This is a genomic window from Serratia sp. JKS000199 (genome assembly GCF_900215455.1).
GTDB classification, from domain to species: domain Bacteria; phylum Pseudomonadota; class Gammaproteobacteria; order Enterobacterales; family Enterobacteriaceae; genus Serratia; species Serratia ureilytica.
In genome coordinates this window covers 4781752-4797360 of record NZ_LT907843.1, presented here as the reverse complement: position 1 = coordinate 4797360, position 15609 = coordinate 4781752, and the positions used below count along the sequence as shown (strand labels likewise).

The 15609-nt window shown below is 59.9% G+C and carries 19 protein-coding genes; 4 read left to right on the top strand and 15 right to left on the bottom strand.

What is annotated here, in order from left to right; all coding sequences use genetic code 11:
* On the bottom strand, positions 1 to 318 hold the full coding sequence (priB, locus tag CPH57_RS22680; RefSeq protein WP_049233092.1) for a primosomal replication protein N: 318 nt from the start codon (positions 316 to 318) through the stop codon (positions 1 to 3).
* Positions 319 to 326: 8 nt separating this feature from the next.
* Positions 327 to 725, bottom strand: coding sequence for a 30S ribosomal protein S6 (gene rpsF, locus CPH57_RS22675; RefSeq protein WP_004933634.1), 399 nt, complete (start codon positions 723 to 725; stop codon positions 327 to 329).
* A 236-nt stretch (positions 726 to 961) separates the two neighbouring features.
* Here rpsF and CPH57_RS24485 point away from each other — a divergent pair, with 236 nt between their 5' ends.
* Positions 962 to 1168 carry a hypothetical protein gene (locus tag CPH57_RS24485; protein WP_129993662.1) on the top strand — a complete coding sequence of 69 codons (207 nt, stop codon included), beginning with the start codon at positions 962 to 964 and terminating at the stop codon, positions 1166 to 1168.
* A gap of 10 nt (positions 1169 to 1178) precedes the next feature.
* The gene (locus tag CPH57_RS22670) at positions 1179 to 1445 is read left to right on the top strand and encodes a DUF1471 domain-containing protein (protein WP_033638913.1); all 267 of its coding nucleotides are present in this window, start codon (positions 1179 to 1181) and stop codon (positions 1443 to 1445) included.
* Positions 1446 to 1544: 99 nt separating this feature from the next.
* Here CPH57_RS22670 and CPH57_RS22665 read toward each other — a convergent pair whose 3' ends face one another.
* Positions 1545 to 1919 (bottom strand): hypothetical protein, encoded by a 375-nt coding sequence (locus CPH57_RS22665; RefSeq protein WP_033641632.1) that lies wholly within the window; start codon positions 1917 to 1919, stop codon positions 1545 to 1547.
* A gap of 124 nt (positions 1920 to 2043) precedes the next feature.
* Entirely contained in the window at positions 2044 to 2796 is a 753-nt protein-coding gene (gene yjfP / locus CPH57_RS22660) for an esterase (RefSeq protein WP_096242733.1), read from the bottom strand.
* Between the two features lie 127 nt (positions 2797 to 2923).
* On the opposite strand from yjfP, the gene bsmA reads away from it, so the two are divergent.
* Both bsmA and CPH57_RS22650 read left to right on the top strand, forming a co-directional pair.
* Complete coding sequence (gene bsmA, locus CPH57_RS22655) at positions 2924 to 3232, top strand: biofilm peroxide resistance protein BsmA (RefSeq protein WP_033651492.1); 309 nt, start codon at positions 2924 to 2926, stop codon at positions 3230 to 3232.
* A gap of 123 nt (positions 3233 to 3355) precedes the next feature.
* The gene (locus CPH57_RS22650) at positions 3356 to 3631 is read left to right on the top strand and encodes a DUF1471 domain-containing protein (RefSeq protein ID WP_025305027.1); all 276 of its coding nucleotides are present in this window, start codon (positions 3356 to 3358) and stop codon (positions 3629 to 3631) included.
* On the opposite strand, the gene CPH57_RS22645 is transcribed toward CPH57_RS22650, so the two are convergent.
* The 11 genes from CPH57_RS22645 to hfq all read right to left on the bottom strand — a co-directional run bounded on the left by CPH57_RS22645 (position 3628) and on the right by hfq (position 15499).
* Positions 3628 to 4026: a DUF350 domain-containing protein gene (locus CPH57_RS22645; protein ID WP_015376394.1), complete on the bottom strand. Its 399-nt coding sequence runs from the start codon at positions 4024 to 4026 to the stop codon at positions 3628 to 3630. The genes CPH57_RS22650 and CPH57_RS22645 overlap by 4 nt on opposite strands.
* 66 nt (positions 4027 to 4092) lie before the next feature.
* Positions 4093 to 5721: an isovaleryl-CoA dehydrogenase gene (locus tag CPH57_RS22640; RefSeq protein WP_096242732.1), complete on the bottom strand. Its 1629-nt coding sequence runs from the start codon at positions 5719 to 5721 to the stop codon at positions 4093 to 4095.
* 116 nt (positions 5722 to 5837) lie between these two features.
* On the bottom strand, positions 5838 to 6569 hold the full coding sequence (gene rlmB, locus CPH57_RS22635) for a 23S rRNA (guanosine(2251)-2'-O)-methyltransferase RlmB (protein ID WP_004933653.1): 732 nt from the start codon (positions 6567 to 6569) through the stop codon (positions 5838 to 5840).
* Between the two features lie 61 nt (positions 6570 to 6630).
* Positions 6631 to 9105 carry a ribonuclease R gene (gene rnr, locus CPH57_RS22630; protein ID WP_033651494.1) on the bottom strand — a complete coding sequence of 825 codons (2475 nt, stop codon included), beginning with the start codon at positions 9103 to 9105 and terminating at the stop codon, positions 6631 to 6633.
* Between the two features lie 59 nt (positions 9106 to 9164).
* The gene (gene nsrR, locus CPH57_RS22625; RefSeq protein WP_015376391.1) at positions 9165 to 9590 is read right to left on the bottom strand and encodes a nitric oxide-sensing transcriptional repressor NsrR; all 426 of its coding nucleotides are present in this window, start codon (positions 9588 to 9590) and stop codon (positions 9165 to 9167) included.
* A gap of 233 nt (positions 9591 to 9823) precedes the next feature.
* Positions 9824 to 11122, bottom strand: coding sequence for an adenylosuccinate synthase (locus tag CPH57_RS22620; protein ID WP_025159583.1), 1299 nt, complete (start codon positions 11120 to 11122; stop codon positions 9824 to 9826).
* 98 nt (positions 11123 to 11220) lie between these two features.
* The gene (locus CPH57_RS22615; protein WP_004933666.1) at positions 11221 to 11421 is read right to left on the bottom strand and encodes a DUF2065 domain-containing protein; all 201 of its coding nucleotides are present in this window, start codon (positions 11419 to 11421) and stop codon (positions 11221 to 11223) included.
* A 63-nt stretch (positions 11422 to 11484) separates the two neighbouring features.
* A complete protein-coding gene (gene hflC / locus CPH57_RS22610; protein WP_004933669.1) occupies positions 11485 to 12489 on the bottom strand; it encodes a protease modulator HflC in 1005 nt (334 codons plus the stop codon).
* A gap of 3 nt (positions 12490 to 12492) precedes the next feature.
* The gene (gene hflK / locus CPH57_RS22605; protein WP_033641626.1) at positions 12493 to 13743 is read right to left on the bottom strand and encodes an FtsH protease activity modulator HflK; all 1251 of its coding nucleotides are present in this window, start codon (positions 13741 to 13743) and stop codon (positions 12493 to 12495) included.
* A gap of 68 nt (positions 13744 to 13811) precedes the next feature.
* The gene (gene hflX / locus CPH57_RS22600) at positions 13812 to 15092 is read right to left on the bottom strand and encodes a ribosome rescue GTPase HflX (protein WP_033641625.1); all 1281 of its coding nucleotides are present in this window, start codon (positions 15090 to 15092) and stop codon (positions 13812 to 13814) included.
* 98 nt (positions 15093 to 15190) lie between these two features.
* Positions 15191 to 15499, bottom strand: a complete 309-nt coding sequence (hfq, locus tag CPH57_RS22595; RefSeq protein ID WP_004933678.1) for an RNA chaperone Hfq — start codon at positions 15497 to 15499, stop codon at positions 15191 to 15193.
* Positions 15500 to 15609: the final 110 nt, after the last annotated feature.

Genomic DNA, 15609 nt, shown 5'->3' with positions numbered 1-15609 from the left:
CTAGTCTCCAGAATCTATCAATTCAATCTGCTCGGCATGCAGAACCAATTTGCTCAGCCCGTTGCGCCCTTGATGGCAGCTTACAAAGCCTTGCACGGTAATCTGACTGCCGACCGTTAATCTTTGAGTTAGTGCTTGTGACTGTTGTCCGCTGACAACCACGGGCATTCGGCACCATGCTTGTCTGCTGAATCCGGCTTCCATCTGCTGCGAACGGTGCTCTAGCACAAATTGGCAGTGCGGTATCCCGGAAGGACTCACTTTTCGAACCGGCGCCTTGCACACAGTGCCCGACAAAACCAGACGATTAGCCGTCACGGCGGCAATTACTCTTCAGAATCCCCAGCATCTGCATCATCTGCGGTTTCGTTAGCGAAGTCTTCGCGGCGATCGCCACGACGTTCGTCTTTCGCTTTAACCATCGGAGATGCTTCAGTTACCGCGTGCTTAACGCGCATAACCATGCTGCGGATAACGGCGTCGTTGAAGCGGAAGTTAGTTTCCAGCTCATCGATCGCTTCCTGCGGCGCTTCAACGTTCAGCAGAACGTAGTGAGCCTTGTGCAGTTTGTTGATCGGATAAGCCAGCTGACGGCGGCCCCAGTCTTCCAGACGGTGAATCTGACCTTGCGCGTTAGTGATGGTAGCACTGTAACGCTCGATCATGCCCGGAACCTGTTCGCTTTGGTCAGGATGGACCATAAAAACGATTTCGTAATGACGCATCGAATTGCTCCTTACGGATTATTCAGCCTCCTGTCAGGGTCAACCGCGGCCCATGGAAGCAAGGAACGTGTTTAGTGTGCGGCTGAAAAATGACGCGTAATCATACTGACGCAGGGCGGGAAACTCAAGGACTGCGTGGGTTTTATTCGCGTTATTGAGAGGGGGTATGGGAAATAGCACGATTTGCTGGCGGGGAAACCTATGTACGCCAATCCATCAGTTTCAAAAATCTTTCAATGAAATCAGCGCTGAGTCACAAATCTATTTCATTTTTTTTGAAAAAGGCCATCAAAACGCCCCGCTTTTTAATCCGCCGCAACCGACTAAAATTAACCTTATCCGCCGCAGACAGCGCGACGAAAAAGATTCCAGGTTATTCAATGCAGATAAATGACTTTTTGCCGCAGCGACACTCGCTGTCAGGCCGTAACGGCAAAAAGTAAGAGAGGCACTATGAAACGCATCATTCTCGCGACGGCGCTTGCCGCCCTGTTCTCCGCCAACGTGATGGCCGCGACGGAGATCTCCTCGCACCAGGCCGATCAACGCCAGAGCGTTGGCTTCGTCACCCTGAACCAGAACGTGGTCTCGCCGGATGACGCCAGCAGCCAGGTCAGTAAAATCGCCGATCAACGCGGTGCAAGCTCTTATCGCATCATCGCCCTGCACGAACCGGGCGACAACAGCACGATGCACGTCAGCGCCGAGCTGTACCGTTAAAAAGACGCGCCACGCCAGGGAAATCCCCAGGGCTTCATCAGAAAGCCCGTTCAGTCCGCACCGGAGCGCCGCCTGTCGGGCGCTCCACTTCCTCACCCATCACAGTTTGAGCAACGTCGGCGCGCTGAACGCCTTGCCCGGATTGTGCAATTGCAGCGCCATCCGCAGATAGTTTGTCCGTGCCTGCAGCAGTTCGGCGCTTTCCTCCAGCGTCGCCCGCTGCTCGAAGGAGAGCGAGCCGGCCTTCGCGGTTTGCGCGGCCGCCGCTTTCGGCGCGGAGGCGAACAGCGCCGTCATGTTTTGCACCGTATGCGCGGTGATGCGCGACAGCGGATTCGCCTTGTTTTGCCGCGCCTTGCCGTCGGCTGCCCCCAGCATCTCACTGAAGGCCATTGAGTTAAGATCGGCGCGCGCTTTCATCGTTCCCGCCAGCCCGCGCGCTGTCTCGGCCGTATTGCTGATACCCTTTATCATGCTCTCCGCTCCTTGCCGCCCCTGAAAGAATTCACGCTGACATTCTCCTCCGCCATGCGTCAAACAATGACCGAAACAGCCTGCAGAGAGCACCGCAATTCCACGCATCGCGCCCGGAGGCACATTACAATTCGCGGCGAAAGAAATCGGTGGTGGCGGACAGCGCCAGCGGCGTGATGCGATGCTTCACGCCCGGCTCGACGAGCGATGTCAAACGGCCGTCCGCACCTTGCTGCCGCAGTTCAGCCGCCAAACGCAGGCTGTCCGCCGCCGGCACCACGTCGTCCGTCTCGCCGTGCCACAGCAGCAGCGGCCGCCCTGCAATCTGCGCCAAACGTCCTTCCAGCTCATACTCCGCCAGCACGGCGGTGCGCGCCGCAAACGCCGTCGGCGAGAGCGCCTCGCCCGTCTCGCCCAACGGCGGATACAGCGTTTGCGCCAGCGCACGGTAATAGCCGGAACCCATCAGGCTGGCGGCCGCACGGATCCACGGAAAGCGCGCGAAGGCGCCAAGCGCGGTCATGCCGCCCATTGAGACGCCGGCGACGCCGATGCGGCCGTCGGCGATCAGGCCAAGCCGCTCAAAATGCGCGTTGATCTGCGGCAGTTCATCGATATTGCTGCGCAGGATCTCCCAGAATGACGCCAGGCGCCGCGCCTCATCGCCGTCGAATCGCTCGCCGTGCCGATCGGCATCCGGCAACACCACCCGAAAACCGGCGCGCGCCAGCGCATAGGCGAAATAAGCGTACACCTCTTTCGACGAGGTATAGCCATGGCAGAAGAACACCGTCGGCAGCGGCCGATGATACTGCCCCGCCGGCACCGCATGGATCACCGCGATATCGCCAACCCGCTCGTCATGAATTTCGATCATCCGTTCATCCTCAACTCACCTGTTGGCATTCATCATGACAAACTTGCGCGAAGCAGCGTTAGCTCAATCTGTTACAGCTTATATTGCGTTACACTGAAGCCATCGCACCGGCGCTTACGAGGTCACCATGACGATTGCCCGCACACTCATTACCCTGACGCTGGCCGCACAGCTTTCCGCCTGCGGCATCATGACCACCACGCCGAAACCGCCGCCGCCCCCCACCGCTCAGGCGCAGGAGATCGTCCGCGCGCAGACCGCCGAGCTGGTGAAAATGGGCACCGTCACCGCCGTGGTGCGCGGCAGCCCGATGGACGTGGAAGCGGAGATCCAACGCAAGGCCACCGCCGCCGGCGCCCGTTATTACGTGATCATCATGAACAGCGAAACCGTCGTGCCGGGCCAATGGTATTCCCAGGCGATCCTGTATCGTTAAGGCGGGGATTTTTTAAGCAGCTTTACACTGGCTTTGCACTGGCTGAAGAAGGGTGTTGCACACTGAGGGACAGCATGCCGCATGTTGCGGGTGTCGATTCAGGATCTGACGAAGGGGAACGCCATGAAACGCTCCACCGCACTCACCTCCCTCTTGCTTTCCATGGGATTGCTCAGCACCGGCGCACAGTCCGCCGAGCTGGCGCCCGCCGATCGCGTGACGCCGCTCAGTGAAATCGCCGAGATCACCTTCAACGATTTGCCCGGCTCACCGCAGGAGGCGGAACTGGCCATCGCCCGCACCGCCGACCAACACGGCGCCAGCTATTACCGCATCCTGCGGATGGAAGAGCAGGCGCACCCGCTTGGCTGGCGCGCCTCGGCCATCTTATACCTTTAGTAGCTCATGCAAGCCGCATTCAACACCCCGCCGCTGACGGAGACGCCCCCCAGGAAAATCCCGGCGGCCAGGTGATTCGCTTCTATCTTGTCGCTGATGCGCGGCATGTAGATCTTCACGGCGGCGAACAGCAGCAGTTGCACCACCAGCGCCACCACGCCCCACAGCAGGTAATCCAGCAGGCTGATCGAGTTGATCGCCGCGCTGGCCAGCGGGATCACATATCCCAGGCAAGCGCCGATAAAAGCGAAGGCGGCGGATTGATTATCGGCCTTGATCAGCGCCCATTCGTCGTGCGGGGTGATGCGGGTATAGACGAACAGAAACACCAAAATCATGGCGAAGCCGCTGAAGAAGTAAGAGGCGAACGCCGCCAACGCGCTGAGAATATCCATGTGCATTTTCCTGTCAGAGTGAGGCTGAATTAAAAAGGTTTTCGCCGCCGGGCGCCACCCTTTTCCCTAACCGCCGATGGCGCGGTTCAGCAGCAGTTCGCACGCCTCGGCCGACAGCAGGCTATCGCCGCGGTGATCCAGCGTCAGATGACACCAGGCGTCGGCGATCTGCGGGCTGGCGTGCTGCAGCAGCTGCGCGGCGCAGCACAGGTCGAACAGCTGTTGAGTCAGCAGCCGCCCCATCTCCTCGCTCGGTTGCCGGGCACGCTGCTGCCACTGCCGCCAGGCGTGATCGAACAACCGATTCTGGCCGCGCACCGGCTGCAGCTCGAACTGCAACATCTCGAGCGCGCCCGGCAGTTTATGCAGACTGCGCAACACGTCCAGACACATGATGTTGCCAGAGCCCTCCCAGATGCTGTTCACCGGCATTTCACGGTACAGGCGCGGCAGCTCGCTCTCCTCGCAGTAACCGATGCCGCCCAGCACCTCCATCGCCTCGGCGATGAACGGCATGCCCTGACGGCAAATGCTGTATTTGGCCGCCGGGGTCAGCAGCCGGCTGTAGATCAGTTCGCCTTCATTGCTGCGGCTCTCCCAGGCGCGGGCCAGCCGGAACAGCAACGCGGTATGCCCTTCCAGCCGCAGCGCCATGCGCGCCAAGACCTGGCGCATCAGCGGTTGTTCTATCAACAACTTGCCGAACACCTGCCGCTGCAGCGCATGATACAGCGCCACCGACAGCCCGCGGCGCATCAGGCCGTGGCTGCCCAGCGAACAGTCGAAACGGGTCAGGCCGCCCATCTTCAGGATATGCCGCACCCCGTCGCCCTCATCGCCCAGCAGCCAGGCAGTGGCGTCCTGAAACTCCACCTCGCTGCTGGCGTTGGAGCGGTTGCCCAGCTTGTCTTTCAACCGCTCAAGGCGAATGGCGTTGCGGCTGCCGTCCGGCAAAATGCGCGGCAGGAAGAAACAGGACAGCCCGCCTTCGGCCTGCGCCAGCACCAGGTGCGCATCGCTTTGCGGCACCGAGAAGAACCACTTGTGCCCCATCAGCCGGTAGGCTTCGCCCGGCCCGCGCGCGCCGAGCGGCGTGGCGGTGGTGGTATTGCTCAAGACATCGGAGCCGCCCTGCTTCTCCGTCATGCCCATGCCGATCAGCAGGCCGCGCTTTTGCCCGCCCGGCAGCAGATGAGCGTCATAACGATCCGACAGCAGCGGCGTCAGCCAGGCGCGAAACTCGGCCGGTAACGCCTGCAGCAGCAGCGGCGTGGCGCCGAAGGTCATGGTCACCGGGCAGAGCGTGCCGGCCTCGACCTGCGCATGCAGCATAAAACGCGCGGCGCGCGCCACGAAGGAACCGATGCGCGCATCCTCCTGCCAGGGCAGGTTGTGCACCCGGTTGGCGATCAGCCCCTGCATCAGGATATGCCAGGCCGGGTGAAAGCGAACGTCGTCCAGCCGCTGGCCGGTGGCGTCGTAGCGCAGCAGCTCCGGCGGGTTGGCGTTGGCCAGCCGCCCCAGTTCCAGCGACTCCTGCGTGCCGAGCTGCTGGCCCAGCGAAGCCAATACCTCGGCGTCCCAACCGCCTTGCTCGCGCTGCAACGCTTCGCGCAGCGGCGTATCGGAGAGAAACAGGTTGCTGTTGCCCAGCGGCTTGGGTTGGTTAAAAACGGTGTGCGTAGTCCAGACCATGAGAGTGCTCCCTGAAAAAAGCGTCAGGGGTAAGTATGGTCGGCGCAGAGATTTCTGCCGCAGGCGGGATCACAAGAGGGGGAATTAACGGGAGCACGGCGCCCCCGTCAGAAGAATCAGCCGCGCTGGCGCACCGCTTCGAACAGGCAGATGCCGGTGGCGACCGACACGTTCAGTGAAGAGACGGTACCGGCCATCGGGATGCTGATCAGCTCATCGCAGTGTTCGCGGGTCAGGCGGCGCATGCCTTCGCCTTCCGCGCCCATCACCAGCGCCATCGGGCCGGTCATTTTGCTTTGATACAGCGTATGGTCGGCTTCGCCGGCGGTGCCGACGACCCAGACATTCATCTCTTGCAGCAGACGCAGCGTGCGCGCCAGATTGGTCACGCGGATCAACGGCACGTTTTCGGCGGCGCCGCAGGCCACTTTCTTGGCAGTGGCGTTCAACTGGGCGGAACGATCGCGGGGCACGATCACCGCGTGCACGCCGGCCGCATCGGCGCTGCGCAGGCAGGCGCCGAGGTTATGCGGGTCGGTCACGCCGTCCAGCACCAGCAGGAATGGCGTTTCCACGCTCTCCAACAAGCCCGGCAGATCGTTCTCCTGATACTGACGCCCTTCGCGCACCCGGGCGATGATCCCCTGGTGCACCGCGCCTTCAACCTTGTCATCCAGCCATTGGCGGTTCGCCACCTGGATCACGATGCCGGTCGCTTCCAGCTCGGCGATCAGCGGCTGCAGGCGGCGATCTTCGCGGCCTTTCAGGATAAACACTTCCAGGAAGCGTTGCGGATCGCGCTCTAACAGGGCTTTGACGGCGTGGATGCCGTAAATAATTTCGCTCATGATGCTCTTTTAAATTCGTGCGGCCGGCGATAACCGGCCGATGGTAACGATGTGCGGCAGGTTAAGCCTGCTCGGCACCTTTCTTCTTGGCTGCGCGTTTGGCTTTGGTCGCCGCCGCGATTTTCCGCGTTTTGTCGGACGCTTTCTTGGCTTTCTTTTTCGCCTTCTTCACGTTGTCCGCGGGCTTGGCGTCATCCTGCTTACGGAAGGCGCTGTCCGGCTCGAAGTTGGCCGGCGGTTTGCCGCCGCGGCGCTTGCCGCGCCCCGCATTGCCGCTGTCGCGCAGCGTGCGCTGGCCGCCCTTCTTGGCGCGATCGCGCTCGGTTTTGCCTTCACCGCGCGCTTTGCGGGTGCTGGACACCAGCGCGAAGTCGATCTTGCGCTCGTCCATATGCACCGCATCCACGCGGATCTCCACCGTATCCCCCAGGCGATAGACCGTGCCGGAAGACTCGCCGATCAGGCGCTGGCCGATATTATCGTAGCGATAGTAATCATTATCCAGCGTTGATACGTGCACCAGCCCGTCGATGAACAGATCGTTCAGGCGCACGAAGAAGCCGAAGCCGGTCACGCTGGAGATGATGCCGCTGAACACTTCACCGACGTGATCCTGCATGAAGTCGCACTTCAGCCAGTCGGCGACGTTGCGCGTCGCTTCGTCCGCGCGGCGCTCGGTCATCGAACAGTGTTCGCCCAGCTGCAGCATCTCTTCGAATTCGCTGTGCCAGCCGCCGGTCGGCGTCCAGCGCTCTTTCGGCTCGCCATGCTCTTTGGCCAACTGGTATTTGATCGCGCGGTGCAACGCCAGATCCGGATAACGGCGGATCGGCGAGGTGAAGTGGCCGTAAGAGGCCAGCGCCAGGCCGAAGTGGCCGCGGTTTTCCGGATCGTAAATCGCCTGCTTCATCGAGCGCAGCAACATGGTTTGCAGCATTTCGTGGTCAGGGCGCTCGGACACTTCATCCATCAGCACCGCATAGTCCTTCGGCTGCGGCTTGTTGCCGCCGCCCAGCGTCAGCCCCAGCTCGCTCAGCACGCTGCGCAGCGCGGAGATGTGGTCATCGCTCGGACGATCGTGCACGCGGTACAGCGCCGGCTCGTTGCGTTTCTCGACGAAGCGCGCGGCCGCCACGTTGGCCATGATCATGCACTCTTCGATCAGCTTGTGGGCGTCGTTGCGCACCGTCGGCTCCACGCGCTCGATGCGGCGTTCGGCGTTGAAGATGAATTTGGCTTCTTCGGTTTCAAACGCGATGCCGCCGCGCTCGGCGCGCGCCTTATCCAGCACCTTGTACATGGCGTGCAGCTCTTCCAGGTGCTTGACCAGCGGGTGGTAATGCTCGCGCAGCTCCTGATCGCCCTGCAGAATGTGCCACACCTTGTTGTAGGTCAGGCGGGCGTGGGAGCTCATCACCGCCTCGTAGAACTTGGCCGTGGACAGGCGCCCTTGGGCGGAGATGGTCATCTCGCACACCATGCACAGGCGATCGACCTGCGGGTTCAGGGAGCACAGCCCGTTGGACAGCACTTCCGGCAGCATCGGGATCACCTGCGACGGGAAATACACCGAGTTGCCGCGGCTGCGCGCTTCGTCGTCCAGCGCGGTGCGTGGACGCACATAGTAGCTGACGTCGGCGATCGCGACCCACAGGCGCCAGCCGCCGCCGCGTTTTTTCTCGCAGTACACGGCATCATCGAAGTCGCGCGCGTCTTCACCGTCGATGGTGACCAACGGCAGCTTGCGCAGATCGACGCGGCCCTTCTTGGCCGCTTCCGGCACCTGTTCGCTGAGATCGGCCACCTGCTTTTCCACCTGCGGTGGCCAGGTATGCGGGATCTCATGGGTGCGCAGCGCGATATCCACCGCCATGCTGGTGCCCATTTTGTCGCCGAGGATCTCGACGATCTTGCCGACCGCTTTGGTGCGGCGGGTTGGGCGCTGAGTCAGCTCCACCACCACCATGTAGCCCATGCGCGCACCGCTGACGCTGTCCGCCGGGATCAGAATATCGAAGCTCAGACGGCTGTCGTCCGGTACTACGAAGCCGGTACCGGCATCCATGAAGAAGCGGCCGACGATCTGGCTGGTTTTCGGCACCAGCACGCGCACAATGCGCGCTTCGCGACGCCCTTTGCGATCCGCGCCCAGCGCCTGCGCCAGCACCACGTCACCGTGGATCGCCATTTTCATCTGTTCGGCGGACAGGTACAGATCGTCTTTGCTGCCTTCAACGCGCAGGAAGCCGTAGCCGTCGCGGTGGCCAATCACCGTGCCGCGCAGCAGGTCCAAACGTTCCGGCAGCGCGTAGCACTGGCGGCGGGTAAACACTAACTGGCCATCGCGCTCCATGGCGCGCAGGCGGCGGCGCAGCGCTTCCAGCTGCTCTTCACCGCTGAGGCCCAATTCGTTGCCCAGTTCTTCGCGGCTGGCCGGCGTTTCTCGTTTCGCCAAATGGGCCAGGATATATTCACGGCTGGGGATGGGAGATTCGTATTTTTCTGCTTCTCGTTCCAGGAATGGATCTTGTGACATTGCGGTTCCTCCGTTGTCATCAGCAGGATGACGTTGAGCCTTGTCTTCTCAACGTCGTTTTATTCGACAAGCAATAGCTTGTAGAGCGGCGGATTGTCTTCGACCATGTCGGCCAACGTATGCTTATCCAGCTCTTCAAGGAAATTCTGTACGCCCTGTTGGAGCACCTGCTTCAATCGGCAGGCAGGGGTGATGTGGCAAAACTCGCTGCTGCAGTTAACCAGCGCAAGCGGCTCCAGCGCCCGCACGACATCGCCGAGGCGAATGCTCTCGGCCGGTTTGCCCAAACGGATGCCGCCATGCTTGCCGCGCACCGCCGTGACAAAACCGACCCGGCTCAACTGATTGATGATCTTCACCATATGGTTGCGAGACACGCCATACACCTCGGTCACTTCCGAGATACTGGTCATCTTGTCCTGCGGCAACGAGGCCATGTAGATCAACGCCCGCAGACCATAATCAGTAAAACTTGTTAACTGCACATCTTACCTCTGGGTATGACTTTACCCGTCTGATACGCCGCTTTTCGGCGCTATTCAAAAGATTACTCATTGGATAATAAACCAGCCGGAGAGTTCGTCGCTAATTATTTAGCGAATCCCGCGCCCTAAGGCGGGTTTATGAAAGGATTTTTTGACGTGAAACCGCAATCGGAGGGAGTCAGGATAAAAACAAACCGGGACGCGCCCGGTTTGTTTAATGCCGCAAAGCCTGATTATGCGTCGAACGGGTCGCGCAGGATCATGGTTTCGCTGCGATCCGGGCCGGTAGAGATGATGTCTACCGGTACGCCGGTCACTTCTTCGATGCGCTTGATGTAGTTCAGCGCAGCCTGAGGCAGCTTGCTGTGCTCTTTCACGCCAAAGGTGGTTTCGCTCCAGCCCGGCATGGTTTCGTAGATAGGCTCAATGCCTTCCCAGCCTTCAGCCGCCAGCGGAGTGGTGTCCACTTCACGGCCGTCCGGCATGCGGTAACCCACGCAGATCTTCACTTCTTTCAGGCCGTCCAGGACGTCCAGTTTGGTCAGGCAGAAGCCGGACAGGGAGTTGATCTGCACCGCGCGACGCACCGCTACCGCGTCCAGCCAGCCGGTACGACGACGACGGCCGGTGGTGGCGCCGAACTCGTTACCCTGCTTGCACAGGTACTCGCCGGTTTCATCGAACAGTTCGGTTGGGAACGGGCCTGCACCCACGCGAGTGGAGTAGGCTTTCACGATGCCCAGCACGTAGTCCACATAACGCGGGCCGATGCCGGAACCGGTAGCCACGCCGCCGGCGGTGGTGTTGGAAGAGGTCACGTACGGGTAAGTACCGTGGTCGATATCCAGCAGGGTGCCCTGAGCGCCTTCGAACATGATCAGATCGCCACGCTTGCGCGCGCCGTCCAGCAGTTCGGAAACGTCAACCACCATCGCGGTCAGGATATCGGCGATAGACAGCACGTAGTCCAGCGTCGCCTGATAATCGACGGCTTCAACTTTGTAGTAGTTGACCAGTTGGAAGTTGTGGTAATCGACGATCTCTTTCAGCTTAACGGCGAAGGTTTCTTTGTTGAACAGATCGCCGACGCGCAGACCGCGACGAGCCACTTTATCTTCGTAAGCCGGGCCGATGCCGCGACCGGTGGTGCCGATCGCTTTCGCGCCGCGCGCTTTCTCACGCGCGTTATCCAACGCAACGTGGTAAGGCAGGATCAACGGGCAAGCTTCAGAGAGTAACAGACGTTCGCGTACCGGGATGCCACGCGCTTCGAGTTCACCCATTTCTTTCATCAACGCGTCCGGCGCCAGAACAACACCGTTGCCGATGATGCTGGTGACGTTTTCACGCAGAATGCCTGAAGGAATTAAATGAAGAACGGTTTTTTCACCGTTGATTACCAGAGTGTGGCCAGCGTTATGGCCACCTTGGTAGCGCACAACATATTGAGCCCGTTCAGTCAGCAGGTCTACAACCTTGCCTTTACCTTCGTCACCCCATTGGGTGCCCAGTACGACGACGTTCTTACCCATTTTTCAAAATCACCGATTGCTTAAAAATGGATTCTACCACCGTAATTTTCGATTTTCAGCACTTTTAGCATACGATTGCATAAATTTTGGGCTAGACTTTAAAGACCCGTGCGGCCGCTCAACATGTAGTAGATCACGCAGCCCGCAACCACTATTCCACCGCCAAATCGCCGCAGCGTCGCGTCCGGCAATTGCGACATCGCCACAATCATTTTGCGCCAGGCCTGCGGAAACAGCATCGGCCCCAGTCCTTCCAGCACCAGGACCAGCCCGAGCGCCAGCCAAATCGTTGAGTTCATGCATCCCCCAAAAACGAGAAAGGGCCCGCGAAAACGGGCCCTCGATCAGATTGCCTGCCGCGCTTATTTGCGCAGGGTATCAGGCGACTTCATGTAGCGGAAGAAATCACTGTCCGGGCTCAGTACCAGCACGTCCTGGTTGTCCTTGAAGCTGGCTTCATAGGCACGCAGGCTGCGGATAAAGGCATAGAAGTCCGGATCCTGGCTGAACGCGTTGGCGAACAGCTTGGCTGCTTCAGCATCGCCTTCACCACGGGTGATACGCGCCTGACGCTCGGCTTCCGCCAGGGTACGGGTCACTTCGTAGTCCGCGCTGGCGCGCAGTTTCTCGGCTTCTTCCTGGCCCTGCGAGCGCAGGCGACGGGCTACCGCTTCACGCTCGGCGCGCATACGCTGGTAGATGGCGTCGGAGACTTCGGCCGGCAGGTTGATCTGCTTGATACGCACGTCGATCACTTCGATGCCCAACGCCGCCATGCTGTTCGGGTTCACCTGCGGCTGTTTGCCGGTGGTTTCCCGCTCAACGCGCGCCGCCGCAGAGGCGATAGCGTCATCGGCTTCGGTGGTCGCCACTTCTTCGCCGTCACCCACGGTGCCGGTGTTCAGCGCGTCACGCACGTCAGACATCAACTTGCCGCGCGAGTCGGTCACGATGTCTTTCACGTCCAGGCGGCCGATTTCGGAACGCAGACGGTCGCTGAACTTACGCTTCAGCAGCACTTCGGCCTGGGAGACGTCGCCGCCGCCGGTCGCCAGATAGTAGCGGCTGAAGTCGCTGATGCGCCACTTCAGATAGGAGTCAACGATCAGGTCTTTCTTCTCGCTGGTCACGAAGCGATCGGCCTGGTTGTCCATGGTCTGGATACGCGCATCCAGGTTCTTCACGGTCTCAATGAACGGGATCTTGAGGTGCAGACCCGGCGCATACACCAGCGGCTTGTTTTCGCCGTCGCGCAGCACTTTGCCGAAGCGCAGCACAATGCCGCGCTGGCCTTCCTGCACCACGAACAGCGAAGCGTACAGCACCACCAGCACCGCGAGGACAATAACTACAAAAGACTTACGCATTGATTACTCTCTCCCTACGCGAGTGGTGTCGTCACGCTGCGCATTCGCCCGGCGCTGATCCATAACCGATCCGCTGCTGGTGCGCGGGGTGCTGCTGTTGGCAGCCGGTGCTGGATTCGGATTGAGGCGAATCAGGCTGGTATCCTTGTTGCCGCTCTCCGTCGCCGCGCCTTGGCCGCGCAGCATCTGATCCAGCGGCAGCACCATCAGGTTGTTGCCTTTGTCGCTCACCAACACCTTACGGGTATGGCCCAGCACTTTTTCCATGGTTTCGATATACAGACGCTCGCGGGTGATCTGCGGGGCGGACTTGTATTCCGGCAACAGCTTGGCAAAGCGCGCCACCTCACCCTGAGCTTCCAGGACGGTGCGGTCTTTATAAGCCTTGGAGTCTTCCAGCAGACGCTGCGCCTGGCCGTTCGCACGCGGCTGAACTTCGTTGGCGTAAGCTTCCGCTTCACGGATGTATTGCTGCTCGTTCTCACGCGCGGCGATCGCATCGTCGAACGACGCCTTCACCTCTTCCGGCGGACGCGCCGCCTGGAAGTTGACGTCCAGCAGCGTGATGCCCATGTTGTAAGGACGAATGGTCTCTTCCAGCATGCGCTGCGTATCGTTACGCACCACGGTACGGCCTTCGGTCAGGATGCGATCCATCGAGTATTTGCCGATCACGCCGCGCAGGGCGCTATCGGTCGCCTGGCTCAGGCTGTCGTCGGCATTGACGACGCTGAACAGGTACGCTTCCGGATTGGTCACGCGGTACTGCACGTTCATTTCCACGCGCACCACGTTTTCATCGGAGGTCAGCATCACGCCGGACGCCGCCAGCTCACGCACGGATTCCACGTTCACCGGACGCACGTCGTCGATGAAGGTCGGCTTCCAGTTCAGGCCCGGCTGCACCAGGTGGCTGAACTTACCGAAACGCGTCACGACGCCGCGCTCGGCTTCCTTGATGGTGTAGAAGCCGCTGGCGGCCCAGATCACCACCACGGCAACCGCCGCGATACCGATAATGCGGCCGCTGAAGCCCGGGCCGGAGGCCCCGGTGCCGCCGCTATTGCTGTTGGAGCCTTTGCCTCCGCCAAAACCGCTCAATTTCTTGCTCAGTTTGCGGAAGATATCATCCAAATCAGGTGGCCCTTGATCACGACCGCCTTTGTTGTTACCGCCAGAGTTGCCGCCATTGTTATTGCTGCTCCCCCACGGGTCGCGGTCCTGTCCGTTATTACCGGGCTGATTCCACGCCATGTTTTAGCTCCATATTCTGTGATTGGGTACTTCAGGCTTTCGCGAAGCATAAATGTAACAGGATATGATCATACGATAAAGTCAATCAGGTCCTGTTCTTGCTTGCAGAGACGACGCCATTCGACGATCGGCATTCGCACCACCACGCCAATGCTGCCGTCCTCTTCGTTCCACTCTTTTTCAATCGCCTGAAGCTGGTAAAAACGGCTGCGAAGACGGCCTGCCCGTGGCGGTAAGCGCAATTCGTAATGCGCGATCTCCCCCGATAAGCGCTCCGTCAACGCCTGATACAGCAACGGAATACCCTCTCCGCTGGCGGCGGACAGCCACACCCGGATCGGCAGGTTTTCATCGTTGCGGTCGATACGCGGCACAAAATCGTCCAGCATATCTATTTTGTTCATCACTAACAGTGTAGGGATTTCATCCGAGTCTATCTCCGCCAGCACGGTGTTCACCGCGTCGATGTTCTCGTCGACGCGCGGATCCGCCGCGTCGATGACGTGCAGCAGCAAAGAGGCCTGGCGCGTCTCCTGCAGCGTCGCCTTGAAGGCGGCCACCAGATCGTGCGGCAGGTGCCGGATAAAGCCTACGGTATCCGCCAACACGGTATCCCCCACGTCCGGCACATCAATGCGCCGCAACGTAGGATCCAGGGTGGCAAATAGCTGGTCCGCCGCATACACCTCGGCAGACGTTATTCGGTTAAACAGGGTGGATTTGCCGGCGTTGGTATAGCCCACCAGCGATACGGTCGGCACATCGGCGCGGGTCCGCGCACGTCGGCCTTGTTCACGCTGCTTCTCTACCCGCTCCAGGCGGCGCAGAATCAAGCTGATGCGATCGCGTAACAGGCGACGGTCGGTCTCAAGCTGGGTTTCCCCCGGCCCGCGCAGGCCTATCCCCCCTTTTTGCCGCTCCAGGTGCGTCCAGCCGCGTACCAGACGCGTGGCGATGTGACGCAGCTGCGCCAGCTCCACCTGCAGCTTACCTTCATGGGTGCGGGCACGCTGGGCGAAAATGTCTAAAATCAGCCCGGTGCGATCGATCACCCGGCATTCGCACAGGCGCTCGAGGTTTCTTTCCTGCGCCGGGGAAAGGGAATGATCAAACAGGACAACAGACGCGCCGCTGGCTTTCACCGCATCTGCAATTTCTTCGGCCTTTCCTTCGCCGACAAAGTACTTCGGATGCGGGGCTTTGCGGCTACCAGTCACCACTTGCAAAGCTTCGACACCGGCTGAGGAGACCAGCGATTCGAACTCGCTGAGATCTTCCGTATCTTTGTCTTGCGAGAAATAGATATGAACCAGTACGGCCTGCTCACCGGCTTCATAACGGTCAAACAAGCGTGCAACCTCTCAAACGGACACTCACCGTGAGTTTGGGGGACATAAACAGCACGCGGCTGCTTATGCTCCCCGTCATGGTTGACTTGCAACGCGCTTTATTCAGCGTCATCGCTTTCCTGCTGCGGCTGTTGCTGCGCAGACGGATTGTTACCATGGTGATAGTTGCTTGAACCGCCGCTCGGATTGTTGCTGTGATGCGAGACCGGGCGTGACGGGACAACGGTAGAGATAGCGTGCTTGTACACCATCTGGCTAACCGTGTTCTTCAACAGGATGACAAACTGGTCAAAAGACTCAATCTGGCCTTGCAGCTTAATACCATTCACCAAATAAATAGAAACCGGAACACGTTCACGACGCAATGCGTTCAGGAACGGATCTTGCAAAGATTGCCCCTTAGCCATTCTATCTTTTCCTTATTTGCTTGTTGTTTGTAACTAAGAACCTGTCGGCTCTAAAATAAACGACGTAAAAAATTTGCGCGCTGAATACTCAGCAATTGTACACAATCACC